Genomic DNA, 25979 nt, shown 5'->3' with positions numbered 1-25979 from the left:
TACGGCATGAAGAAACGGTGAGTGACGGGAGCTGTCCTCTTCCGCTCAGCTTCCGTGGCACTTCTTGTATTTTTTGCCGCTGCCGCAGGGGCAAGGATCGTTGCGTCCGACCTTGTCGGTCTGGCGCTGGGCCTGTTGCGGGGCCGGTTCGTCGCTGCGGTTCAGCACCAGTTGGGGAGGCGGAATGGGTTCCGGCGGCGGCGGGGGTTGTTCGCCACGCACCGCTTGGACACGGAACAGCCGCTCCAAGACGTCCGACTTGATCCGGTCCATCATGGTGGAGAACATGTCGAAGCCTTCGCGCTTGTACTCGATGAGCGGATCCTTTTGCCCGTAGCCGCGCAGGCCGATCCCGTCGCGCAGGTGGTCCATGCCGAGCAGGTGATCCTTCCAATGGTGGTCGATCACCTGGAGCAGCAGCATCTTTTCCAGATACCGCATCAGCTCCGGTCCGAGTTCCTGCTCTTTGATCTCGTAGGCCCGGTGTACGTGGGTGAGGATCTCTTCGATGATGGCGTCGCGTCCGACGTCCTTGAAGTGTTCGGCCACGGTCCCGCGGCCCTGGGCGATGTCCAGCGCGAACTGGCCTTGCAGCGCCTCGCCGAGCCCGGCGTAGTCCCACTCTTCCGGATACTGGTCGGCGGGGCAATAGGTGTCGACGAAGGCGTGGGCGACATCCTTCATCATGTCGTAGATGTCCTGCTGGATGTGTTCGCCGGCCAGCACGGCGCGCCGATGCTGGTAGATCACTTCCCGCTGCTTGTTCATCACATCGTCGTATTCGAGCAGCTGTTTGCGGATTTCGAAGTTATGCGCCTCGACCTTCTTCTGGGCGTTGGCGATGGCGCGGGTGACCATGCCGTGTTCGATCGGCACGCCCTCTTCCATTCCCAACTTGAGCATCAATTGGGAGACGCGCTCGGAGGCGAAGATGCGCATCAAATCGTCTTCGAGCGACAGGTAGAAGCGCGAGGAGCCCGGATCGCCTTGGCGACCGGCGCGGCCTCGGAGCTGGTTGTCGATACGGCGGCTCTCGTGCCGCTCCGTGCCGAGGATGTGTAGTCCCCCCAGCGCGACGACTTCCTGCTTGTCCTTTTCGCAGTCGGCCTTGATCTGCTCGAAGGCGGCCAGCTTCTTCTCTTCCGGGATGGTTTCATCCTGATAGAGCACCCGCTTGAACAGGAAGTCGGCGTTGCCGCCCAGCAGAATGTCCGTGCCGCGGCCGGCCATGTTGGTGGCGATGGTCACGGCGCCTTTTCGCCCGGCTTGGGCGACGATCTCGGCTTCCTTTTCATGGAACTTGGCGTTCAGGACGTTGTGCTTGATGCCGTTGCGGCTCAGGTGTCCCGACAGCCGTTCGGATTTTTCGATGGAGATGGTGCCGACCAGCACCGGCTGTCCGCGTTCGTGGCATTCCTTGATCTCTTCGACGATGGCGTTGAACTTTTCCTTTTCCGTCCGGAAGACGACATCGGCGTAGTCCTTGCGGATCATCGTGCGGTTGGTCGGGACGACGTTGACGTCGAGGTTGTAAATCTTGGCAAACTCGCCCGCTTCGGTGTCGGCGGTGCCGGTCATGCCGGCGAGTTTCTTATACATGCGGAAATAGTTCTGAAAGGTGACGGACGCCAGCGTTTGATTTTCGTTGGCGATCTTCACGCCCTCCTTCGCCTCCACGGCCTGGTGCAAGCCGTCGCTCCAGCGTCGGCCCGGCATGAGGCGGCCGGTAAATTCGTCGACAATGATGACCTCGCCCTCTTTCACGACGTAGTCCACGTCCCGCTTGTAGAGGGCATGGGCCTGCAGCGCCTTTACGACGTGGTGAACGAGATCCATGTGCTGCAAGTCGTAAAGGTTGTCAACGCCCAACAGTTTTTCAACCCGCACGTTGCCGTCTTCCGTCAGCGTGGCGGTCTTGGTCTTTTCCTCGATCGTGTAGTCCTGCTCGGGCTTGAGCTGCGGAATGATCGCGTTGACGCGGTAATAGAGGTCCGTGGTCTGGTCGGTCGGACCGGAGATGATCAAGGGAGTCCGCGCTTCGTCGATCAAAATGCTGTCGACCTCGTCGACGATGGCGAAGTGCAGCTGGCGTTGTACACATTGACTCAGGTCGCTGACGATGAGGTTGTCACGGAGATAGTCGAATCCGTATTCGTTATTGGTGCCGTAGGTGATGTCGGCGCGGTAGGCCTCCTGCCGGGAGCAGGGCCGCAGATGCTGGAGCCGTTTGTCCGCCGCATCGTAGGTCGAATCGTACAAAAAAGAGGCATCATGTTGGATGATGCCGACCGAGAGCCCTAGGGCGCTGTAGAGCTGCGCCATCCATTGCGCATCGCGCTTGGCCAGATAGTCGTTGACGGTGATGAGGTGGGCGCCCTTGCCCTCCAGCGCGTTGAGGTAGAGGGGAAGGGTCGCGACCAGCGTCTTGCCTTCACCGGTCTTCATTTCGGCGATGCGGCCCTTATGGAGGATCATGCCGCCGATGAGCTGCACGTCGAAGTGCCGCATGTTCAACCGGCGCCGAGACATCTCCCGGCAGACGGCGAAGGCCTCCGGCAGGATATCGTCCAGGGTGGCCCCGTCTTCGAGCCGTTTCTTGAATTCCGTGGTCTTCTCGGCCAGGACCTGGTCGGAGAGCGGCGTGAGGCTGGACTCCAATCCGTTGATACGCTCGACGATGGGGCGCAACGCCTTGATCTCGCGGTCGTTTTTGCTGCCGAAAATGATGTTCAGGACTTGTGTCAGCATGCAGGCAGACCCTCATTCTTTCGAGCCGGGCTCGAAAGCCAGCCGCTCGTTCGGCGGCGGAGTATACAGGAATTCATATGGGAATCCTACCCAAACCGCGGCGATGGTCTCAACTGTGCGGCCGTCTCGGTCCGCTCGCGCGGCTCCGTCGTTGCTTTCGATTCCCTCGGCGTCTATAGTGGGGCGGACAGGTCGCCGCCGCCGGCGACGTTCATCATCTCCACACTCCACCACGGGTTTGGATGCGACGAGCGGCGAGCCTTTCGCTCTTCATGGTGTTGGCGCTCTGTGGTCCCCAAGCGGCGCCGGCTGCCTCCTCACCTCCATCGGATTCGGCCAGACGGAGTTATGAACAGGGTGTCGCGCTCTTCCGCGAGGGAGATGCCGATGCCGCCATCGAGGCGCTCAAGAAGGCCGTGGCGCAAAATCCCCGCTTCGCGGAGGCCTATCACGTCCTGGGCCTGGTCTATTTCCAGAGCAAACGGAATCCCGACGAAGCCATCAAAGCCTTCAAACAGGCGTTGAAGGTGGGGCCGCCTTCCGGAGAATTGTTCAACGACTTGGCCGATGTCTACCTGGCCCAGGGGCGTGGCTCCGAGGCGGAAGAGGCCCTGCGCCAGGTGCTCGATCTTGCGCCGGGGAACGAAGAGGCGCATCTCGACCTGGCTCGACTCTACGAGGAGCGGCGCGACCTCCCGAACGCGGTGAAAATGTACCAGTCTCTGCTGCGTGTCCGTCCTGACCATGCCGAGGCCCTCTATCACCTGGCAAATCTCTACGACAGCCAAGGCGATATCAAGATGGCCCGCGAGCAACTCGCGCATCTCACCCAGGCCAACCCCCGCCATGCCGATGCCTGGTACCTGCAAGGGCGTCTGGCCGAGCGTGGCAACGACCTCCATGCAGCAGCGGCGTCCTTTCAGCAGGCAATCGCCGCGAGACCGGACTTCGTGGACGCCCATTACAACTTGGGCTTCGTTTACCGGAGTCAAGGCCGGCTCGCCGAGGCTGAACGCGAATTCCTGGAAGTCATTCGGTACAGACCGGAGTATGCCGAAGCCCACCTGAATTTGGGGATGGTCTATACGAGCCTCAATCGTCTGGACGAAGCGGAGAAGGAGCACGAGCGGGCGGTGGCGCTCAAGCCCAATTCCGCCGAAGCCCATTACAATCTCGGCGTGTTTTACGAGCTGCAACGCCGGGACATGGGCAAGGCCCTGGCCCAATATCGCCGGTATCGTGATCTCGGCGGACGAGACGAGCGGGTGGAGCGAATCATCGGGGGAGGGCCTTGAGAAACGTGCGTTGACGGTTCACAAAGCGTTTTGTTAGCATACCGACCTGGTTTCTTCTGGTTTGTTATGCGATACGAATCGTTCAAGACGATCGTGTGGGTGCTCGTCGGGACCGTGGTCCTCTTGTTGGCCACGACGACCGGCGGGGCGGTCGCGCATGAGTTGCAACATGCCGCCCACCACGGGGCCGGCATGCATGCTTCGAGCATTTGCTCATGGATGTGCGCGACAGCCGGCGTCCACGTCGTCACGCCCGTCCACCTGACCCAGGTATTCGAAGTCGTCGGCCACGTGCCCGTATCCTCCGACGGCATCTTCCTCACGCCGCGGCCCCTTCCCAGTCTGCCTCGCGCGCCGCCCGTTTCCGCCTAACCCTGAACGTTCCCGAGTCGGTCCCCCTCGCCCGTGACGGCGTAGGGTGGTCCGCTTTCATTCGGCGTTTCATCGGCAGGATAGGGCGCATGTTCTTTACGTCATTTCATCGACAGGCGATGCGGCAGGTCACCGGTAGTCTCTGTCTGCTGGGCCTTGTGGTTGCTCCCGTCCGGGCCGGCGACGAGGCTCCCTCCGCCCTGGTCCTCACGCCGCCCACCAAGATAGTGGAAACGACCACTACGGTTTCTCCGCCCGCCTTGCGGTATGACGCCGCCGGGGTTCTCCATGCCACCTGGGTCGAAAAGAAGGGGCAGACGGGAGAGGTCAAGACCGCGGTCATCGCAAGCGGAGAATCGACAGCCGGTTCGGCCCAGAGCCGTTCCGTCGGCGGCGGGCCGGAGGCCATCCACCAATCACCGGGCTTTGCCATCGGGTCCGACCGAGCGCTCTATATCACGTGGTCTGTCGCCAACCGGGCTCCCGGCGCCCTCTTCGCGTCGGACCTCACATTGACGAAGTCGCCCGACGGCGGGACGACGTTTCAGTCGCCGGTGAAGGTCAACGACGACGGGCTGGCCATCTCGCACACCTTCGAGGATGTGTTGGTCGGCCGGAACGGCGACCTATATCTCTCCTGGCTCGACGGTCGCAACAAGGACCGCAGCGGTGCCGGTCTCCTGTTCGCCTGCTCCCGGGATGGCGGTGCGACGATGGACAAGAATCTAGTGGTGGACGGAATGGCCTGCCCTTGCTGTCGCCCCATGTTGGCCCAGGCGCCGGATGGATCGTTATGGGTCGCCTGGCGCAAGACGTTCGAAGGCAATGTGCGGGATATCGTGGTCGCTCGGTCGACCGACCAGGGGCGCACCTTTTCGCCGCCCATCCTCGTGAGTCAGGATGGCTGGGTGTTCGACGCCTGTCCCCATCGAGGGCCATCGATCGCCTTCGACGGCAAGGGGCGTCTCTATGTCGGATGGTACACGGAAGGCAAGGATGAGCAGCCGCGCCTGTTCGTCTCCCATTCGGATGATCAGGGTGCGACCTTTTCCCAGCCGGTTGTGTTGCACACGGCCGCAACGTCTCTGCCGGATAATCTGCACCTGGCCGTTCAGCGGGACGGGCTGGTGGTGGCCGTGTGGGAAGAGGCCACCGGGGTGCGTAAACGAGTGGTGATGCGGGTCTCGACGGATCGGGGCGAGACCTTCGCGCCGATGCAGACCTTGACCGGCGGCTCCAAGGCCGAACATCCGGTGGTGGCCCTCCATGAGGACGGGAAGGTCGCAATCGGCTGGACCGAACATGCGTTTCCCCATAACAGAATCGTAGTGCAACAGGGCCGATGGCGGGGCGCGGCGGCGCCCTAGGCGGGGCTGCGCCTGTATCTCGCGGGAGGATGTGGAGGAGTCATGAAGACACAGTGGTCTCGGAGTGGGAAGTGGGGCGGAATCTGTGGACTGGCGGCGTTGGTCTTGTCGGTCTGGATGCCGGGTCTGTCGCTGGCCGACAACAAGGGCGAGAAGGCGTTCCAGATCGTGGTGACGGACCAGCAGGGCGTCGAAACCGAACTCAAAAACGGCATCTTCTATTGGGAAGAGAAAATGAGCGAAACCTCATTTGTTCCCCATGAACTCCGGCACCTGCCGGCCAAGCGGGGCACGGCCACGGTCAATATCAAGTTCGATCAGATCAAGCAGATCGAGATGAAGCCCGGCGCCGACAAGGCCATGCCAAGCATGAGCGTGACCTTGACCAACGGCAAAACCGGAGACTTCGTGCCGGCGGTGAGCGGGAGCTTCAAGGGCGATTCGGATTTCGGGCAGGTCGAGGTGCCGGTCAGTTCCATCTCCAAGGTGGTCTTCAAGTAGGGCAGGTTTCTCGAATCGGAAGGGGGCTGCACATGAACCAAGGACTCACGGCGCAAACCTGGGACTCCCGGCACAGGATGAAGGGGTGGGGCGTGTCCTGCCTATTGCATGCCGGCCTCGCGATGGTCGCGCTGAGCCTCATGCCGAAAATGACCGTCCTGGTGCAGCAGGAACCCTTTAAGTGGGACGTCGCGATGGTCGAGCCGCCGCGCGAGGTCGTGCGTCAGGAAGAGCCGGCCCCCGTCGCGCAGGTGCAGCCTCCTGCCCCGGCCCCCGTGAAGCCGCGGCGCGAGCCGGTGAAGACGGTCGAACCGACACCGCAACCAGTGCAACGGCAAGTCGAAACCAGGGTCGAGCCGCAGCCGGTTCAACGGGTCGTGCAGCCGGTGGAGCGGGTGGTGCAGGCGGTGCAGCGGGAACCGCAGCCGGTCGTGGAAGCGGTGCGCCCGCAGGAGCAGGTCCAGCCGCCGAAGGAAGTGATTCAACGGGAAGCGGTCAAGCACGTTGAGCGTGAAGAAACCCGTCAGGTCGAACCGGTGATGCAGGCGACGGCCCCGGCGGAAGTCACGCGGGAAACGGTGGCGGCGGTTGAAAAGACCCTAGTCGAATCGGCGCCTGTCACGGCGCAGACCTATGCCGCTCAGCCGGTGGTGACGGCGCCGGCTGCCGTGGAAACAAGGTCTGAACCGGTCGTGACGGCGAGTGCGCCGGTGGAGCGGACCGCTCCGCCTTCCGATCCGACCCTGCCTGCGTCGACGCCGACCGAACCGGCTCCGGCCCCGGTGGCTGAGGCGGTGGCCGCTGCCCCGAGCGAGCCGGTCGCGGCTCCTCCGGCTCCTGTGGAACCGGTTACCGCACCGCCGGCCCCTGCCGTGGCGGCGCAGCCTGATCCTGCGACGTTGCAGGAACATCAGGTGGTTGCCCGCATGGCCACGCCGAGACCGGCCACCAAGGCCGATTATGGTTGGTTGGCGGAATCCCTGCACCGCCGCATCATCGAGTTGCGGCACTATCCCAGCACGGCGCGATTGAACGGGTGGGAAGGGAAGGTCGTCCTGAAGGTGTCCATCAAGAAGGACGGCCAACTGAAGGATGTCGAAGTGGTAAAGAGTTCCGGATATGACGCGCTCGACCAGGCGGCGATGGAAGCGGTGCGCCGCGCCTGTCCGTTGCACATGAAGCACGAATTGGCCGCGCCGATGGTCGTGCTGCATTTGCCGGTGAGTTACAGCTTGAATCGATAGTCGGAGCGAGCCGTGCGTCACCCCTCCATCATGGCCAAGCGTCACCTCACGGGGCTGTTACTGGGCCTGCTCTCGACGGCGTCGCTCGTCTACGCAGACGCCTCCGTGCCCGGCGAGCTGGGTTCCAAGCTCGTGACGGAACATAGGGTGAAGAGCCTGGTCGGCCCCTCCATTCAGATCGACGAGGCCGGGATCATCTCCTTGGCCTGGATGGAAGAAGACAAGGACGTGCGGTCGGTCTTGTACGCCCGCAGCACGGCGCCTGGCGGGCCGATGGGTACGCCGGTGCGGATCAATCGCTCGGAAGAAATCCCGTATTGGAGACAAGAGGCGCCGGCGTTGACGGTCGCGGGCGACGAGGTGTTCGTGACCTGGGGCCTAGCTCATCCCAATGCCACGCCGCAGCAACCGCTGGCGACCGAGCTGCGTTTGAGCCGCTCGACCGATGGAGGGCGGACGTTCGAGGCGTCGGTGTTGGTGAACGACGATCCCGGGGTCATTCAACATACCTTCGATGCGTTGCATCGCGATGCCGCGGGCCGTCTGCACCTGTCGTGGATCGACGCGCGCGAAGGCAAGAAGGAGCCGGGCACCTATGTGGCTCGGTCGTTGGACAAGGGCCTGAGCGTTACGAAGAACCTGAAAGTGGATGAAGGGACCTGCGTCTGTTGCCGTACGGCGCTGGCCAGCGGTCCCGACGGGACGGTCTATGTCGCCTGGCGGAAAATTTTCGAGGGCAATGTGCGCGAAACCGTCGTTGCTCGCTCCACCGACCAGGGCGAGACGTTCGGTGCGCCGGTGATCGTTGGAAACGATCGGTGGGTGTTCCCGGCCTGTCCGCATCGCCCGGCCTCGATGGGCGTGGACAAGCAGGGCCGCCTCTATGTGGTCTGGTACAGCGAAGGGACGGAGGAAATTCCTGCGGTCTACCTCGCCTATTCCGATGATCGCGGGCAGACCTTTTCAGGGAAGCGGCCGCTCAATGTGGCCCGCAACACCTTTCCCGACCATCCGCAGATCGCCGTCGATTCGGACGGGCGGATCGTGGTGGTGTGGGAGGAACAGGCGCCGGTGAAGCGCGATGTCGTTGTGAGCGTCTCCACGGACCGCGGGCAGACCTTCTCCAAGCCGCAGAAACTCAATGACAAGAAAAGCCAGACGCCGGTAGTGGCGGTGAACCGTCAGGGCCTCTTTGCCTTGGCCTGGATGGAGCACGGCATGCCGGGGCACAAGATCGTGACCCAGACCTTGCGGCTGCCGTCGGCGCTGGCGGCGTCCGAGGCGACCCGGTAGGCGGAAACGACGATGGACGGTCGATTGCGACAGAGCGTGGCAGGCATGGCGCTGGTGGCGCTGATCCTGTGGTCGCTCGCCCTGCCGGGGTGGGCGGCGGATGCCATGACGGCATTGAAAATCACCCGTGTTCAACCGGGAACCGTCGCGGCGCCGTTTGTCCTGCAGTCGCTGGATGGGCGGTCGGTGCAGTTGTCCGACTTCAAGGGCAAGGTGCTCGTGGTGAATTTCTGGGCCACGTGGTGCGGACCCTGTAAAGAAGAGATGCCTGCCTTCGAGCGGTTGCGGAGGCAGCTGGATCCGGAACGGGTGGCGCTGCTCTCGATCACCACCGATCTGCAGCGAGAAGGGATCAGGCAGTTCTTGGCCAGCCTGAACGTACAATTGCCCGTGTTGTTCGACGAGGAGCAAGACGTATCTCGTGCCTACCTGGTGCGCGCTCTGCCCACGACGGTGTTGATCGACGGACAGGGGTTCCTGGTCGGGCGCGCCGTGGGGCCGCGCGAGTGGGATGCGCCCCAGACGGTGGAATGGTTGCAAGGGTTGGTGCCATGACCCGTCGCGCGAAATCGTTCAGCGGCCTTGCCTCGATCCTGGCTCTGACCCATCTGGTTCTCTCCCTGTTTGCGATCTCCTGCGCCTTCGAGCATGACCAGTCGCGTCCGCCTGGTCATCACCATGGGGGCGTCATTTCCCACTCCGATGTCTGCGCCTGGGCCTGTCAGGTTAACCCCCCATCGGATGCCGGACCCTCCGCATTTGTTTTCCATTCGCTTCCCGCAGTCGCTTTGCTCGTCGAGCAGAGCCCGAGTGTCTTCACTGGCCGAGGCCTGTTCCACGCCGCCTCTCGTGCGCCTCCCGCGCTCTCGTAAGTCCATCCATTATCGCTAGTCGGGCTAGCCCTCTTCTTGTCCCATCGGGCAGGGGCGGGAGGGGTGTGTCTCCACTGCCGTGTGTGTCGTGCTGTCAGGAGGTTTGGTATGTGCGGTGCTCGGTATTCATTCACTACATCATTCGTGGTTATCGCCCTCGTGGTCTTAGGCGCACAGGCCGTCGCGCCGCCGGCCCTCGCGCAGGAGGGGGCGTCGGGATCGGTCGTGGACAAGGGGGCGCGCGAACAGGAACTCAGGGAACAGATGCAGAAGATCCTGCATGAACTGGAAGAACTCCAGCAGCCGGCTGCGGGAGCCACCGCGGCGCCGGTCCAACCGTCCGTGGTGCAGGAGACGACGGGGGCTGCCGAGGAATCATCGCCGGAGGCGATTCCCCAGTATGAGTTGGCCGACGTGAGCATCGTCAGCAGCCGGGTGCAGCGGCGGCCGGAGGGCATCACGCTCTCGGCGACCGAGCAGTCGGAAACGGATTCCCAGCCCACCAGGACCCTCAAGGAATCGATGGAATCCTTGCCCGGCGTGGTCTTGCGCCAAGCCAACGGCCCGCGCGACTTCAGCATCTCCATTCGCGGATCCGGCGTGAAGACGACCTTCGCGGTGCGGGAAATCAAAATGTACGAGGACGGGTTCATCCAGACGCAGTCGGACGGTCTGTCGCGCCTGGACATCCACGATCCTTGGTTCATGCGCAGTGTCGAAGTGATGCGCGGGGCCTCGTCCTCGCTGTACGACAATTACGCGCTCGGCGGCATGGTGCATTTCCGCACCAAGCGCGGGGTGGACATCAACGGCATGGAAGCCTTCTTCAGCGGCGGATCGTTCGGCTACCAGAAATACGGATTTGCCGTCGGCAAGCAGTACACCAACGTGGACGTGTCCCTCTTCGCGAGCAACGTCATCGAAGACGGTTTCATTCGGCATAGCGACTACAGCACGCAAACGCTGAACTTCAATTTTCGTGTGAAGGTCGACGACAAACAGAACCTCTACTTCAAGGCCATCACGAACTGGTTGGACGCGCGTGTGCCGACCAGGCTGACGATCAATCAGTTCAACGCCGACCACCGGCAGGCCGGCGGCATCAGCAACGCGACCAATGCCGTGTTGTTGGCGCAACGACGATTGGATCGTCGGAACATCATCGGCGGTATGTACGAGCGCCAGCTCGACGCCAACACCGTCTTGACGATGGAAGCCGATTACGACGTGAAGGACATCAATCAGACCTTCACGCAGATCTCGGACAACATCAATCCGAACTACAAGCACTACACCGACCTGCGTCACGACGGTCGGATCTTCGACATGCCGTTGCGCAGTTACGTCGGGTTCTTCGTCAACCAGATGGAGCAGGAAGGGCAGACATTCAACAACCTGCAGGACTTCTTCGGCACTCGCGGCACGCTGGCGCAGAACAGCCGGGGCACGATCCGCAATATCGGCGGACGCATTCGGGAAGAATTGGAATTCATCCCGAAGTGGACGTTGGCCGCAGGGCTGGGTTTCGAGCAGTCGCAGGTGAGTGTGCAGACGATCAGCTATACGGGCGGCGCCGTGAGCGGTCGCGCCAACGCGGACCGGAGCTTCAGCAACTGGGCGCCGGAAATGTCGATCACGTGGAAGCCGGCGGAAGGGTATCGCCACTGGGCGAGGGCGTCGACCGGCTACGCGATCCCGGGTTTCGGCAATCTGTTGACCAACCCCTTCACCGGGTTGGCCGGCGCGAACTTCGATTTAAAACCGCAGAAGAATTTGAATGTGGAGTTGAGCACGGAGTCACGGCTGCACAAGACCTTCCTGGTTCAATTGGTGGGGTTTGTGACCTTCGTGAAGGATGAAATCATCACTCAGGTCGTCTCGACCACGGGCGGCACCGCGTCGATCAATGCTGATTCTTCCCAATACCGCGGCATCGAGTTGTTCTACGACTGGCGGCCTCTGGACGGCCTGCGGCTGTCGGGCGCCTACACCCACATCGACGCCCGCTATATCAATTTCAGCGACAGGTTTCTTGTGGGCGGCGTGCCGACCGCCTTCGTGCGGGACGGCAAATTTGTGCCGAACGTGCCGACCGACGTCCTCAATTTCAAGGAAGAGTACGACCATCGAGGAACCGGCTGGGGCGGCTGGGTCGAAGCCAACTACATGAACAGCTATTTCCTGAACAACAACAACACCGTAGGCATTCCCGCCTATTGGATCGTCAACCTGAACGTCCACAAGAATTTTGAGTTTCCGAACAACAAATGGGTGCGGTTCGCGAAGTTCTTCGCGGAGGTGGACAACATCGCCGACAAGAAGTACGCGGCGTCCGGCAACGTGGTGGCGGACAGCACCGCGGATGCGAACAAAACCCTGTTCTTCGCGGGCTACGGACGGGCGGTGTATGCGGGCGTGACGTTGGGACTCTTTTAGCTCTGCGGCACGAGGGGCCCAGGCCGGTGCTCCCGTGCCCCTATTCGAGAAGGAGGTCGCCATGACGAAACAACTCTTGCGGGTCGGAGAAGCGGCGGATGCCTTGGCGGTCAGCCGATGGACGATCTATCGCTGGGTCGAGGAGGGTCGGCTGGAAGGCACGAAGATCGGGCGTGGGAGCCTGCGGGTGTTTCGTGCCTCGCTCGACCGCTTGGTGCAGAACAACAAGACACAAGAACTCAAACTGACGGTGTGAACATGCAGGGTGTGTGTAGGCGATGGCCGCTCGTCTTTGCCGGCCTCCTCGTCCTCTTGGCCGGCTGCGCGACTCCTTCCGGGGTGGCGCCGCCTGCTGCGGCCCAGGCTGCGACACAGCCTGCGGCCAGGCAGTATGCGTTGGTCAACGGTCGATGGTTTAACGGCACGGGGTTTGAGCCCGCCACCTGGTACTCGGTCGCGGGTCGCCTCACGCGCAATCCGCCGCAGGGCCGACTGGAGGTCATCGACCTGTCACGGTTGTTCATCGTGCCGCCGTTCGGCGAAGCCCACAACCATAACATCGAGGGAAGCTGGAATCTCGCGCCGGTAGCCGACCGATACCTGCATGACGGAGTGTTCTACGTGAAGATTCCGAACAACGTGCGGGAGTATGCGCTGGTCAGCCGGGAGGTGCTGAAGGGGATGGCGAGCCCGGACGTGGTGTTTGCCCACGCGGGCCTCACCGGACGCGGCGGTCACCCGATCCTTCTGTACGAAGATGTGTTGCGCACGAGCCGTTATGAGCCGGCTGTGGGTCCGCTCCCGCGCGGGTGGTTCGAGAATCGAGCCTACGTCGTGATCGAGAGCGAACACGACGTGGAGGAGAAGTGGGCATCGGTGACGAGCGGGCGGCCGGATTTTCTGAAGGTCTACCTCGTCCATTCGGATGGGGAGGCGCACGCTCGCACACCGGGCACGGGGCGTACCGGCCTCGATCCGAGGTTGATCCCCGCCATCGTGGCCAAGGCCCATGCGATGGGGCTACAGGTGACGGCCCATGTGGAAACTGCGGCCGACTTTCGTCACGCGATTCGGGCGGGCGTGGATGAAGTCGCGCATGTACCGGGCTGGTTGGTCGAGCAGGCGGCCGATGTGGACCGCGTTCGGTTGACAGAGGCGGATGCGCGTGCGGCGGCGGAACGGAAGGTACGCGTGGTCACCACGACCGTTGCCGGCCGTGCCATGCCGGGAGCCGCGGCGCACCATGCCTATGGTCACCAGGCGGCGCAGGGGGGGCATGGACGACCGGTTCTGGAGGAGTTTGTCACGCAGGTGCTCAAGGACAACCTTCGGTTGCTCCACCAGGCGGGCGTGTCCCTGGCGATCGGCAGCGACCATGCCGACACGCCGTTGGCGGAGGCGCTCCACCTTCATTCGCTCGATCTGTTCGACAACCTTACGTTGGTGAAACTCTGGTGCGAGGCGACACCGGCGGCCATCTTTCCCGGCCGGGCGATCGGGCGATTCGAAGAAGGCTACGAAGCGAGCTTCCTGGGGTTAGGGGGGGATCCGGTCGAAGATTTTTCCCAGGTGCAGAACATTCGGATCAGGTTCAAGCAAGGGGTCGTCGTGGACGGTCATCGGGCGCAGTAGGCGCGATGTCCTCAACCGGCATCGCGGCAGTCATTCATTTATACGGTCTGGACAGAGGAAGGAGTGCGGAAATGAGGCGGGGACATTATCGAGGCGCGGCGGGAGTCGGCTGCCTGGCAGCCCTGTTGTTGGTGGGAGCGCTGCCTGGTGCGTCGTGGGCGGCCGAGAAGCCGTTGGAGCAGGACGTGCCGGTCATCGCGGTCGAACCGGTGGAGGTGAGCGGAAAACGGATCGAGAACGTCGAGGACGTGAAGCGGGAATTCGCCCGCCGTCCCGGCAGCAATATCCTGATCGAGGAAAAGCAGATCACGGAGTCACGGGCGGTCAACCTGCAGGATGTGTTGCAATTCGCGCCGGGCGTTCGGTTCCAATCGCGCTTCGGGGCCGACGAAGGCCAGTTCCAAATCCGAGGCACGTCGCTGCGCAACAACTTTCACCATCGCGGCATCAACATCCTGATCAACGGCATCTTCTTCGGCGATGCGGATGGGTTTTCGGATTTCGAGTCCATCGATCTGCTGGCCTATGAGCGGATCGAAATCTACAAGGGCGCCAACGCTCTGCGTTACGGCGCGAACAGCATCGGCGGCGCCATCAACCTTGTGCCTCGCACCGGGTACAACGCCTCGACATTGCAGATGCGCATGTTGGCCGGCAGCTTCGGCATGGTGAGCGGCCAGGTGTCGAGCGGCAAGGTGACCCAACCTTTCAAGGTCGGCAACATGAGCGCGACCATGGATTACTACATCAGCGTGTCCGGCAACCGGCAGGACGGCTTTCAGGACAACAGTCAGCAGGCGCGCGAGCGGGTGAACGCGAACATCGGCATCCAACTCGGTAACCATCAGGAAATCCGCGCCTACTTTCTGCAGGCGAACGTGGCGGAGCGGATTCCGGGCTCCCTCACCACCCAGCAGCTGTTTTTCAACCGGCAGCAGGCAGGCGGACAGAGCCCGGCGGGCACCCCGCCCTTCTTCGCCTGTAACCTGAACAATCAGACCTGTAATTACGGGCGTTACTACAACCTCCAGCGGATCGGCATCGCCTATCACAACGAGTTCGCGCCCAATCAATACTTCGAAATCATTCCCTACTTCTCGAATCAGTACGTGGACCATCCGATCTTCCAGACCATCCGGCAGGAAAACAACAACGTCGGCGGAGAATTCCGCTACGTGAACACGAATCCGCTGTTCGGCAAGAACAACTCGTTCGTCATGGGTTTCCAACCGCGATATGGGAATCAACGGCAGCAGCGATTCGTGAACATCAACGGCAACATCGGCGCGATGACGCAGAACTACACGGCCAAGACGACGTACTTCGGCATGTATGCGGAAGATGCCTTCGATGCCACCAAAGACTTCACGATCGTGATCGGCGGGCGGTGGGATTACACCGGCCGCCAGGCGACGGTCGACAACTTCGGGCCGGCCGGGAGTCCGTTCAACCCCAATACGCCGTCCTCACCGACCGGCACGAATCGACCGCTGCAACATTTCGATGCGATCAGTCCCAAGATCGGGTTCGTCTACCGCACGACACCGACCTCGCAACTCTATTTCAACGCCAGCCGGGCCTACGAGGCGCCGCTCAACCTCGAGCTGCTCTCCTCGGTCAATGCGAACGGCACGCCGAATACGGGATTTCTCAACCTTGATGCGCAGCGCGCCTGGCAGGTGGAGTTGGGACACCGGGGCACCTCAGCCGATCGGCGCTATAGCTGGGACCTGACGGTCTATAACCTGGAAATGCAGAAGGAGATCTTGGCCTCCGTCATCAACAACCAGAGCACGTTCCAAAACGCGAATGGTACGCGGCATACCGGTGTCGAGGCCGGCGGCGCCATGGCCCTGAAGAAGGGCCTCTTCGCGCAGGGCGGCGCAGGGCGGGAAGACAGCCTGCAAACCCGTGTGGCCTATACCTGGTCGCGCTTCAAATTCACCGACGACGTGCGCGCGGGCGGCGCGGTGGGCCCGAACGTCCTGATCGCGAAGGACGGCAATACGGTCGCCGGGGCGCCGGAACACAGCATGAGCCTGGAACTGCGTTACGACCATCCGGCCGGCTGGTGGATCGCGCCGAATTTTGAATGGTCGCTGTCGGGTTTCTACGTCGACTACCAGAACACGGTGAAGAACCCGTCCTATTTCGTCGTCAACCTGCGGTCCGGTTATAACATCAACGACCACTGGATCCTCTTCGCCGAGGGGCGCAACCTCACCGACAAGACCTATGCCGGTGCGGTCGTGGTGAACGATTCGCTCAACCGTTATGCCAATCCGGCTCTGGGGATCAGCGGGTTTGCGGGCGTGGAGTATAAGTTCTAATCGAGAGCCGGCACGACATCGTGCCGGAGCCTGCTGTGCCCGGAGGGGCATCATGTGCCCCTTCGGGCCAAGCAAGGGGGTGGACGCCCGCCGTACGAACATGTGATAACTGGGCTGGTATTGGCGTACCCGGATGGGCATGTCCTGGTGGTATCAGGGATAGACACCGTGCCGGCCATGTATGGACTCGTCGTGCTGTTGTTCCTTGTCGTAGGGTTGGGTACCGCGCAAGCGGACCAGCCGAGCGGCCTCCCGCCTACGGCGGCCTTTGCCTCGCTCCCGCGCATCGAATCCATCCAGATCTCCCCGTCGGGTCGTCATCTGGCGGTGCTCCGCAACCATGACGGCAAGACCTACCTGGGCACGCAAACCGTCACCGGACAGGATGTCCATCGACTCGTCTCGACCGACAATCGGGACTCTCTCATCACCTCCTTCCGCTGGATCAATGACGAACGGGTGCTCGTGACCGTGTCCTTCGCCGACAGCCGTGACAGGATCGAGTGGGTGGAGACCAGGCTTCTGGCGATCAATCGAGACGGCACAGAGCAGAACGGCAATCTCCTCCGGCAGACCTCCTTCACCTCGATTTTCGGCAAGAAACATCTCCCCCAGTTTCAGGATCGCCTCGTGGGCACCATTCCCGGTGATGCGAAGCATGTCTTGATCGCCCTCGACATCGAACGTCCGAACTCGCCGGATGTGTATGCGCTGGATGTGTACAGCGGCGAACGTCGGTTGGTAGAGACGAATCCCGGGCTGAAGCCGGGACCCCGCAATGTGTTGCAGTGGATTGCGGATCGGGAGGGGGAGGTGCGCGCGGGCGTCGGTCAATTTGAAACGACCGTGCGGGTGATCGTGAAACCACCCGAGAGCAAGACCTGGCGGACGTTCGTCGAATACGACGCCGCGCAGGAAACCGGGTTGGTACCCCTCGCGTTCGACGCCGACCCGACCTGGTTGTACGTGCGCGATCGGCACCGAGGACGGGCGGCGATCTTCAAGGTGAACATTGCCGGCGACCCCTCGGTGGACCGCATTCTCGTGGCGTCGGATCCGAAGTACGATTTGGCGGGCGAACTCGTCTATGCGCCGGGCCGTCGCAAGGTCATCGGGGTGCGGTACAGCGCCGAGGATCTGCGCGTCCTGTTCTGGGACTTTGACGCGCAGCGGCTGCAGGCGCGGATCGATCGCGCGATTCTCGGCCGGGCCAACGTCATCCATAGCAGCAGCGACGACGGTCGGCTGCACATCGTGAAGTCGGCGGGCCTGTCGCATCCCCCGCAATATTTTATCTATGACGAACAGGACGGACGGATGCTGTTGCTCGGCAAGGCCTATCCGGACCTGGAAGGGGTCGACCTGCCGGCGTCACGGCCGGTCACCTTCACGGCGCGTGACGGGAAAGAATTACACGGCCTCCTGACGATCCCGTTGCACCGGGAGCCCGATCACCTTCCGCTGATTCTGTTCCCCCATGGAGGTTCGGCCTCGCGCGAGCGAGATGCCTTCAACTATTGGACCCAATGGCTGGCGAGCCGGGGATGGGCCGTGTTGCAGGTCAGCTTTCGTGGGGCGGAGGGGTATGGGGAGCAGTTTCTCCGGGCCGGATTCCAGCGCTGGAACTTGGAACTGCAGGATGATTTGAGCGATGCGGCCCAGTGGGCGATTCACGCCGGCCTGGCCGATACCGATAGGATCTGCCTGCTCGGCTCCGACTACGGCGGCTATGCGGCGTTGATGGGACTGGTGAAGACGCCGGATCTCTACCGTTGCGCGGTCAGCCTGGGCGGCATCACGGACTTGCGGAAGCTCTCAGCGGACAGCCGCTGGTACCTGAACCAGAAACCGATGGTGGAAGCGCGGATCGGATCTTGGTGGCACGATCGGGATCGCCTGCATGACCTCTCGCCCATCACCCATCCCGAGGCCTTGCGCCGACCCCTTTTGCTGATCCATGGAGCGATGGATCGTGCCGTACCTGTCGAGCACAGTCGCGAGCTGGCCGAATCCCTCAAGGCTGCCCACGTCACCACCTCTCGGTACGTCGAACTGCCGTTCGCCGACCACGACCTGAGTCGGGAAGAAGACCGCCTGCAGGTCTTCTCCGAACTCGAATCCTTTCTATCCTCCCAGCTCAATTGATTCTGTCACATCTGTAGCAGCGGTGAGCGACCATCGGTAGAGCGCCGCGCCGGGCTTTGCTACGCTCCGCGCCGTTTCCATCAACCGGCGTTTCGAGTCGAGGAGAGGGATGCGGAGGCGCTCAATCGGAGTCTGCAGCGGGGTTGCTCTGCTGTTCGCGTGGGTGGTCGGGATCGCGTGGGCCGACGATTCGACCGGCTCGGCCCGTCAGAATTTGCAGGAGGAATACGATAAGGAAATTCGCCGGAGCGCCGACCGCGATGCGCCGCTGGTCTATATGGACCCCGTGGTCGTGACGGCCACGCGCGCGCCGAAACAACTGACGCAAGTTCCCGGCGCGGTGTCGGTCATCGATCAAAAACAAATTCTGCAGGGGCGGCCCGCCGTCGGGGTGGATGAAACCTTGCGGATCGTGCCGGGCGTGCAAACGGAGCGGCGGTTCGGGCCTGATGATGTGCGCATCTCGATCCGCGGCAGCGGCGTCCGCTCCACATTCGGGGTGCGAAGCGTGCGCATCCTGATCGACGGCATTCCCCTCACCGAAGTCGACGGGCAGACCAGGTTGGAGCCGATCGATCTGGACGCCGTCGCCCGCGTGGAAGTGCTGCGCGGACCTAACTCGACCCTGTACGGCAACGCCTCGGCAGGCGTCATCAACTATGTGTTGGAGGAGGGGAGCAAGGACAACCGCTATGTGGAGCCCCGGCTCGTCTTCAGGTCCTATGACTTCTCGAAGTACCGTCTGAAGGCCGCCGGGGCGAACGACACGTTCAGCTGGATGGCGAACTATTCGTTCTTGGATTACGGCGGTTATCGCGACCAATCCGTCACGAGGAATCAGCGATTTCTAGGCAAGTTCAAATATACCTTCAACGAGCATTCAGACTTGTCGCTGGTGATGACCTATGGCCAGATGGACGGCGACATTCCGGGCAGCCTCTTCCGGTCGGAGTTTGAGAACACCCCCCGGCTCCAGCAGCAGACGCTACACGCGGTTCCGCCCGCCACGTTCCCGGCGAATACGCCCTATGCGGCGTTTAAGCCGTTCCGGAAGGATGAGCGGTTTCGCCCCGCTCTCACCTATCGGAATCAGATCAGCGAGCATCAAGAGCTTACCCTCACCGGCTTCTTCGCGACCCGCGACCTGCATCATCCGCTCTGCTGTTTCAACAGCAGCTTCATCACGCTCACCCGCATCGAGAACGCGGCCTTCGCCAAATACACGAATACCGTGCCGATCTTCGGCCATGAGAACCGGTTGATCATCGGGTACGACTGGCAGGATCAGAATTCGGTGAATAAGAACTTTGCGAATGTCCTCGGCTCGCCGGGGCCGCTCCAGTCCTATACGCAAGAGCGGATCAACCAGGACGGCGTCTATCTTCAAAACGAGTTCAAGCTCACCGACCACATCGAGCTGGTCGGCGGCGTGCGGTACAGTCAGGTTCGGTTCAAGGTGTCGGACCACCTTCGCTCCGGCGGCATCGATGCGTCCAGCCGCCGCAATTTCGCTCAAACGACCGGCCTCGGGGGCATCCGGTACAGTCCCGTGCCCTGGGCCAATCTGTACGTCACCGTCGGACAGTCGTTCGAAACCCCGACTGGGTCGGAGTTCCGCAACCCGCTCACTGCCAACGGCGCCGGGTTGAACCCCGCTGTTCAACCGCAGAAGTCCACGAATTATGAAATCGGCGTCAAGGGTACCGTGGGTGAGTCTTTTTACTATGACGTAGCGCTGTATCGGCAGCACTTCACGGATGAGTTGCTGCGATTCAGTACGGGCCTCGCCGGTCCTTGCAATGTTTTCGCGCCTTGCTTTCGAAACGCAGGCAAGAGCGATCATGACGGACTGGAAGTCGGCTTAGCCTACAAGCCGATCCGACCGGTGACCATGCAGGTGGCCTACACCTATGCCGACTATCGATTTCGAGACCACGTCGTCAATGGCACGCAATTGTCCGGGCGCACCCTGCCCGGTGTCCCTACCCATCGATTGGTCGTCGACCTGACGTATGAACAGCTGGAGGGTGTGCTGGCCGGCGCTTTTGCCGGTGTGGAATGGCAGTACCAGACCGCATACTTCCTCAATGATACCAATCTTGAATCGACCTCCCCGCTCAACGGGCAGAAGAACCCCAGCTACACCGTCACGAATCTGAAGGGCGGCTACAAGACGATGGTGAGCAAACATTGGGGGATCGAAGCCTTTGCCCGCCTCGACAACATCTTCGACGAGAACTATGCATTCGCCACGTTGAACCCCGCCAATGCGCCGGCGTTCGGACCGTTCATCGGCCGCAACGTCTTCGGCGGCCTGTCGATCCGCTATGTGTTCGACTAGGCCATGACGGAACTGAAAGAGGCGGTAAAAGGAATCTGTAGCATCCGTGAGCATCCGTCGGTAGACAAGTTTCGTCAAAGGGCGTAGACGGTTGAGCAGCGAAGACTCTCACCCATGATGCGATCATCCACCAAGAAGACAGCCGTCACCGTCGTCGCACTGGGGATTGCGTGGCTCTATCTGGCCTTGGCGCTCGTCGCTCCTGGTTGTTCCTTCGCTCACGCGACGCCGTCGACCGGACACCATCAACACTCCGGCACGGAATCGCACTCCACTCTCTGCTTCTGGGCCTGCCAAGCAACCTCTGATGTCGGTCCCGCTTCTCACGGTGATCACGGCATGGTCTGGGTCGCTCAGGCTCACACGCCGCTTCCTGTTCCACCCCTTCTTGCCACCTGGGACCACTCGTCCCGTTACGGTCGCGCGCCGCCGATCCCTGCGAGGGGATAGTTCGGGCGGGGCGCAGGTCGCCCATTCAGCCAGCCGATGGAAATCTTGTCGCGGAAAATTTTTCTTCCGCGGAACTCCGTCGGCTACGAAGCTCCACATCATCGGCGCTCGGCCTGAGCTATTTCACTCACTAATTGGTCTTGTCCGGGTTCGGTATGCCCCCCAGCTCGGACAGCTCGGCAGTGCAGGCGCGTATCCTGTGACCTCCGCTGCCGAGCCTTAAGGAGCGTAAAGGAGGTGCGGCTATGGATCAGCCGCTCCTACGGGTCAAAGAGGCCGCGCAGTTACTCAAGGTCAGCAAGTGGACGATCTATCGTTGGATCGACGAAGGACGTTTGGAGGCGACCAAGATCGGCGGCGGGAGTCTGCGGATCTTTCGGCTCTCGGTTATGGCGTTGGTGGATGCCAATCGCACCGATGGCAGGTCCGGCGATCCCTTCATGTCGGCGAAGGTTGCGCGGTTGAGCGACAGACGGTCGCTGCAGCGGTAAACGTCCGTTGCTGCGGCGGGTAGAGATGCAATCGGGTCCCTGGAGTGAGTCACCCTTCTTCAGGACCTGCCTCCGGGGCGAGAGGGATGGCCTCCCCCCTCGTCCCGGCCCCTCGGGGTGATTGAGGGAGTCGGTATCGGAAACGATCTGATGGCTCCATCAAGGAGTGGAGATCGATGACGAAGCCCATAAGCCACCAGGCCCATTAGCCGGTAGCTGGACGCAACGGAAACGGAAGCCATATGGGGCCTGTGTGTGGGTCTTGACCTACCTCCTCGCAGGATACCCATCGGGGAGCGGTGGTTGGCCGCTCCCCACCCATAGGCTCTTGGCGGCGATGCGTTGGCGACATGATGTAGACCGGGTCCCGAAGTTGTGCACCCTTCTTCAGGACCTGCCTCCCGGGGCGAGAGGGGCGGCCTCCCCCCTCACCCCGGCCCTTTTGGTGGGAGAGGCCCGATCGATGAGGAGAGGATGACCAGGCTGTGTACCAGAAACGTCATCATCAGATGGTCGGCTGTCGGCCTGACCCTGTGTGTGGTCCTCGTCTGTGCCCTGGGCCAGGCTGTCGCGGAGTCGAGTCCCGATCCTTGGGTCCTTCTGGTGGATGAAGGCGGAAAAGCCAGGGAGGAGGCTCGGTATGATGTGGCGGAGCGGCTCCTCTCGCAGGCGCTCCAAGAGGCTGAGCATGACCAACCGAACGGCGGACGGGTAGCGGAAGCCGCCAACAACCTTGGACTCCTGTATCACGACCAAGGGCGGCTCGGAGCGGCACGCGCGCTCTACGAACGGGCCTTGGCCATCCGGCAGGGCCAGTCGGAGGAGGAGAGTGAAGCGGTTGCGGCCGTGCTGAACAATTTGGCTGAACTTGCTCAGGCCGAAGGGGCGTGGGATCAGGCCGAACCGCTGTATGGGCGTGTCCTCGCCATCGAACGGCGGGTTTTGGGGGGCGGGCATCCCGATGTCGGCATCACCCTCAACAACCTCGCTGAACTCTATCGGAAGCAGGGGCGGGAGAGTGCGGCGGAATCGTCTTACCGTCTGGCCCTTACCGTGTTGGAGCAGGCGCAGGGCACCGACCATCAGGATCTGGGGCCGGTGTTGAACAATTTGGCGGTCCTCTATAAGGGGCGCGGATTGTACACCTGGGCGGAGTCGTTTTATCAGCGCACCCTGAAGGTGCGGCGCCTGCGGTTCGGCAACGACCATCCCGCGGTGGCCATGAGCCTGAACAACCTTGGCTGTCTCTATCAAGCTCAGGGGCTCTACGCCGCCGCGCAGCGGGCATTGGACGAGGCCCTCGCCGTTGCGGAACGGGCCGTGGGTTCGCAGGCCGCGCTGACGGGCACCATCTTGGGAAATTTGGCGTTTCTGGCGGACCAGCAGGGACTCGTGACCCACGCGCAGCTGCTGTATCAACGGGCGCTGGTGATTCAACAGCAGCAATTGGGTTTGCGGCATCCGATGGTGGGGCTCTTGCTCGATCGCTACGCGCGGGTGCTCGACTATGCGGGGCGTCCGGTCGAAGCCGGGCTCTTTGCGGCTCGTGCGGCATCGATTCGATTGCAGGAAGAGTCGGTTGCTCCGCGATAGGGTTCGGATAGGTGCGCCGACGATGCAAGCGGCGCTCTGCGCCGGCGGGTAACAGGGTAAGGAGGTGACCGATGTTGGGAACAATGGCAACGGCGGCCTCGAAGAGGCTTTCGACAAGAGACTCGGTTACTCCGGCTCAGCCGGGGTTGAACGTGACGGTGGTGCGACTGTTGGCCGTGGCCCTCACGATCAGCAAGGGCAGCGCGTCCGTACCATCCGGATCGGCTCCGCCGATTCCCGTCGGGTATCGACAGTGGCCTTGTGTGACCACCGTGGTGAAGTCGGGCCGGAAGGTCTTTCGCTTGAGATTTTACGTCGGGGGCAAGGGGTTGTTTACACGCGATCAGGACTCGTTTCCCGTCGGGACGGTCTTCATCGTGGAGTCGTCCCCTTGGGTGTCGGATGACAGCGCCGAGCGGCGTGGCGGTTCCTTGTTCGTCATGGAAAAGTGCGTGGGGGTCTGCTCCGGCGAACCGGGAGTCGGCAGCGGGGAGTCGTGGATCTATGCCCGATATGATGCGCATGGTCGCTCGACGGAGGACGAGCCTGGTGCTTGCGGAGTCTGCCGCCTGCCGCTGACGGTATCCGCTGAAGTGATGTGAGCGGTGGACGGGACTCGACGGTTGGACTGCGCTGACCACGCAGTGAGTCCCGAGGAGGGGAGCGTACGTCCATACGCTTCCCTCTCCCACCTTTTTCCCCGCCTCTATCCAGGCCGATCTTCCCTCTCAACAAGCAGGCGGGAGTGCGGTACAATTCTTCCGATCTCGTGCACCACTCACTTTTTATCAAGGAGGCTCTGTCATGACATCGGTACGCGCGGGCATTGTTGCGGTGGCTGCAGTAGGGCTGTTGGCGGTGGGGCCGGTGGGAACCGTCTTGGCCGACGGCGGCGGGCATGTGAAGGAAACCATCAAACATGCCAAGGAGGGGGTCGAACACGAGAAGGAAGCGATCAAGCACTTGGAAGAGTCGGTGAAGGCCAGCAACGATCCCCACGCCAAGGAAGCCTTGGAGCATGCGAAGGAAGCGGTCAAGCATGCGGAGGAGTCGCTGGCGCATGCGGAGCAGGCCTCCCAAGCCAAGGGCAAGGGGAAGGGCAAGAAGGAGTAGTCGATGGTTATGCCAGGGGGAGTGCCGACAGAGGCTCCCCCTGGGGTGCCTCCCCTGCCTATTTCCCGTCCACCCGCTTTGATCCAGTCCGTGAATCTCCCAGTCAGAGGCTCCCAAGGGGGCGTCGGCGCCCCTTCCGGTCGGCGGAACATCTTGTAGCACGCGTTGGTATTGGTGAGCGTCCGTCTGTAGACGGCGTGATCGGCCGGGACTATAACACCTGGCCTGAGGGGAGGGGTCCATGCCTATCCTGCTGGTCGCCATCGTTCAGATCCTGCTGTTGACCGGCGGCGCCCGTGCCTCTGCGGGCGATGAGTCGCTCGAACGGTTGCTGCGCGCGCAGGCGTTCAATCGCGAGTTCGAAGGGTTCGAGTCTTACTATGTCGTCATTGAAGCCGATCAGGAGCAAGTCGACGGTTCGCACGAAGTGTTGGCTATTGCCAGCGGAAAGTTTTCCAATAATATCAAGCGCCTGAAGGTCCTGTTTTTGATCGTCGACAATCGCATCATCGGCGGCCAGATTTTGGAGGGCACCGGCCTTCCGCCTTGCCTGGCCCAGGAGCATCGTCCGTCATCATCCCTTTAACCCGACAGGAGGTTGTGTATGCGGAGTAGGATTGCGGCCCTTTCATTTGCTTTGTGGGGTGCCTTGTCGTTCGGAGCCTCGGCCTGGGCGCTGCAGGCCGGCGGTGTGGAAGTCGGTGATTTGGAGAGCGGGTCGGTTGCGGGACAACCGTTCAAGGAATTGGAAGTGGACGTGCAATTGTTCGCGGTGGAGTTGGGTCCCTTGAAGACCTGGTATCCGCCGACGACGGTCATCGACTTCAAAGTGCGGCCCGGCCGCCCCTTGCTGTTCAAGGTGACGAACATGTCGTCGGGCGAGCGCGGTTTCCAAATGACCGATCGGGTCAATGCGGGCTCGCCGTTCGTGCTCAAGGCCGAGGTGGTCTTGAAGCCGGGCGAGACGAAGTACATCGGTGTGCCGACCAGCGACCTGTTCTATGCGACGCAGGGCAACACGATTAAGTATCACGATCACCTCAATCCGAAACAGCCCGGCGGCAAACTGATCATGGTGAAGTAAGCCGCACGAGTTTCAGCGGTGATACCCCACGCCCCGTTCATCTCAGGATGGACGGGGTGTGCTGTTTTCAGGGCTCGGTTTACCAGAAGTAGGGATAGCCGCGTCCGTAGGGGCCCCAGTAGGGATGCCAAAAGGGGCTGTAGTAGGGTGTCAGCCGGATGCGTGGGAAGGAGTAATCCGGCACCCAGGTCCGCAGGTCTTTGATGTCCAGAACGGGGTAGGTGTACTCGGTCTCGTCCAAGGGCAGGGTCATGCTGCCGGTGAGCTCGCCGGTCACCGTCACGAAGGTGCCGTGCGGAATGGTCGCCGGATCGAGAAACTCTCGCTGAACGGCCATGAAGCGCCCCTGAGACTTCGTGAGGTCCGGCGTGGGTTGCTGGCTCTCGGTGAGGGGTAACTGTAAAATTTCGATCCTGGTTCCGTCTTGCAAGCGACGGGCGTGCAGCACCTGTCCCCCCAGGACGAGCGTCTGGCCTCGGAACGAATCGGGCGTGGTCTTGATCTCGGAAAACGCTGGGCCGGACGGGACTGTGGGGGAGGATGAAGGTTGATGTTCGGAAGTCGCGCAGGCCGCGAGGAACGTGCCCAGGAAGAGGGCGCCGAAGATTGGTGGAAGTTTGCCCCTCATCGTTGGCATTATAACAGACAGGGAAAGTGACGAGCATTGTTTAT

22 protein-coding genes are annotated in these 25979 nt (G+C 62.0%); 20 read left to right on the top strand and 2 right to left on the bottom strand.

Features of this window, described 5'->3' with window-relative positions; all coding sequences use genetic code 11:
- Window positions 1-45: 45 nt before the first annotated feature.
- Window positions 46-2748 carry a preprotein translocase subunit SecA gene (gene secA / locus HRU82_08260; GenBank protein ID QOJ34940.1) on the bottom strand — a complete coding sequence of 901 codons (2703 nt, stop codon included), beginning with the start codon at window positions 2746-2748 and terminating at the stop codon, window positions 46-48.
- Between the two features lie 242 nt (window positions 2749-2990).
- On the opposite strand from secA, the gene HRU82_08255 reads away from it, so the two are divergent.
- The 20 genes from HRU82_08255 to HRU82_08160 all read left to right on the top strand — a co-directional run bounded on the left by HRU82_08255 (window position 2991) and on the right by HRU82_08160 (window position 25307).
- Complete coding sequence (locus HRU82_08255) at window positions 2991-4043, top strand: tetratricopeptide repeat protein (protein ID QOJ34939.1); 1053 nt, start codon at window positions 2991-2993, stop codon at window positions 4041-4043.
- Window positions 4044-4109: 66 nt separating this feature from the next.
- Entirely contained in the window at window positions 4110-4415 is a 306-nt protein-coding gene (locus tag HRU82_08250; protein ID QOJ34938.1) for a hypothetical protein, read from the top strand.
- A gap of 89 nt (window positions 4416-4504) precedes the next feature.
- A complete protein-coding gene (locus HRU82_08245) occupies window positions 4505-5782 on the top strand; it encodes an exo-alpha-sialidase (GenBank protein QOJ34937.1) in 1278 nt (425 codons plus the stop codon).
- Window positions 5783-5824: 42 nt separating this feature from the next.
- The gene (locus HRU82_08240) at window positions 5825-6283 is read left to right on the top strand and encodes a hypothetical protein (protein QOJ34936.1); all 459 of its coding nucleotides are present in this window, start codon (window positions 5825-5827) and stop codon (window positions 6281-6283) included.
- A 32-nt stretch (window positions 6284-6315) separates the two neighbouring features.
- Window positions 6316-7527: a TonB family protein gene (locus tag HRU82_08235; GenBank protein ID QOJ34935.1), complete on the top strand. Its 1212-nt coding sequence runs from the start codon at window positions 6316-6318 to the stop codon at window positions 7525-7527.
- Between the two features lie 30 nt (window positions 7528-7557).
- Entirely contained in the window at window positions 7558-8820 is a 1263-nt protein-coding gene (locus HRU82_08230; GenBank protein ID QOJ34934.1) for an exo-alpha-sialidase, read from the top strand.
- A 12-nt stretch (window positions 8821-8832) separates the two neighbouring features.
- On the top strand, window positions 8833-9375 hold the full coding sequence (locus tag HRU82_08225; protein ID QOJ34933.1) for a TlpA family protein disulfide reductase: 543 nt from the start codon (window positions 8833-8835) through the stop codon (window positions 9373-9375).
- A gap of 425 nt (window positions 9376-9800) precedes the next feature.
- Window positions 9801-12128, top strand: coding sequence for a TonB-dependent receptor (locus HRU82_08220; GenBank protein ID QOJ34932.1), 2328 nt, complete (start codon window positions 9801-9803; stop codon window positions 12126-12128).
- Window positions 12129-12189: 61 nt separating this feature from the next.
- The gene (locus HRU82_08215) at window positions 12190-12384 is read left to right on the top strand and encodes a helix-turn-helix domain-containing protein (GenBank protein QOJ34931.1); all 195 of its coding nucleotides are present in this window, start codon (window positions 12190-12192) and stop codon (window positions 12382-12384) included.
- A 2-nt stretch (window positions 12385-12386) separates the two neighbouring features.
- Window positions 12387-13760: an amidohydrolase family protein gene (locus HRU82_08210; GenBank protein ID QOJ34930.1), complete on the top strand. Its 1374-nt coding sequence runs from the start codon at window positions 12387-12389 to the stop codon at window positions 13758-13760.
- A 71-nt stretch (window positions 13761-13831) separates the two neighbouring features.
- Window positions 13832-16090, top strand: coding sequence for a TonB-dependent receptor (locus HRU82_08205; protein ID QOJ34929.1), 2259 nt, complete (start codon window positions 13832-13834; stop codon window positions 16088-16090).
- Between the two features lie 168 nt (window positions 16091-16258).
- Window positions 16259-18235, top strand: coding sequence for a S9 family peptidase (locus tag HRU82_08200; protein ID QOJ34928.1), 1977 nt, complete (start codon window positions 16259-16261; stop codon window positions 18233-18235).
- Window positions 18236-18344: 109 nt separating this feature from the next.
- The gene (locus tag HRU82_08195) at window positions 18345-20576 is read left to right on the top strand and encodes a TonB-dependent receptor (GenBank protein ID QOJ34927.1); all 2232 of its coding nucleotides are present in this window, start codon (window positions 18345-18347) and stop codon (window positions 20574-20576) included.
- Between the two features lie 114 nt (window positions 20577-20690).
- Window positions 20691-21026, top strand: coding sequence for a hypothetical protein (locus HRU82_08190; protein ID QOJ34926.1), 336 nt, complete (start codon window positions 20691-20693; stop codon window positions 21024-21026).
- Window positions 21027-21271: 245 nt separating this feature from the next.
- Window positions 21272-21517 (top strand): helix-turn-helix domain-containing protein, encoded by a 246-nt coding sequence (locus HRU82_08185; GenBank protein QOJ34925.1) that lies wholly within the window; start codon window positions 21272-21274, stop codon window positions 21515-21517.
- Between the two features lie 474 nt (window positions 21518-21991).
- Window positions 21992-23110 carry a tetratricopeptide repeat protein gene (locus HRU82_08180; GenBank protein QOJ34924.1) on the top strand — a complete coding sequence of 373 codons (1119 nt, stop codon included), beginning with the start codon at window positions 21992-21994 and terminating at the stop codon, window positions 23108-23110.
- A 71-nt stretch (window positions 23111-23181) separates the two neighbouring features.
- The gene (locus HRU82_08175) at window positions 23182-23712 is read left to right on the top strand and encodes a hypothetical protein (GenBank protein QOJ34923.1); all 531 of its coding nucleotides are present in this window, start codon (window positions 23182-23184) and stop codon (window positions 23710-23712) included.
- A 202-nt stretch (window positions 23713-23914) separates the two neighbouring features.
- On the top strand, window positions 23915-24223 hold the full coding sequence (locus HRU82_08170) for a hypothetical protein (GenBank protein QOJ34922.1): 309 nt from the start codon (window positions 23915-23917) through the stop codon (window positions 24221-24223).
- 241 nt (window positions 24224-24464) lie between these two features.
- Entirely contained in the window at window positions 24465-24809 is a 345-nt protein-coding gene (locus HRU82_08165; protein ID QOJ34921.1) for a hypothetical protein, read from the top strand.
- Between the two features lie 18 nt (window positions 24810-24827).
- The gene (locus HRU82_08160; GenBank protein ID QOJ34920.1) at window positions 24828-25307 is read left to right on the top strand and encodes a hypothetical protein; all 480 of its coding nucleotides are present in this window, start codon (window positions 24828-24830) and stop codon (window positions 25305-25307) included.
- 79 nt (window positions 25308-25386) lie between these two features.
- Here the strand turns inward: HRU82_08160 and HRU82_08155 are convergent, their stop codons facing one another.
- Window positions 25387-25935 (bottom strand): Slp family lipoprotein, encoded by a 549-nt coding sequence (locus tag HRU82_08155; GenBank protein QOJ34919.1) that lies wholly within the window; start codon window positions 25933-25935, stop codon window positions 25387-25389.
- Window positions 25936-25979: the final 44 nt, after the last annotated feature.

The organism is Nitrospira sp. (genome assembly GCA_015709715.1).
Classification (GTDB): domain Bacteria; phylum Nitrospirota; class Nitrospiria; order Nitrospirales; family Nitrospiraceae; genus Nitrospira_A.
This window is presented reverse-complemented; position numbering and strand designations above follow the sequence as displayed.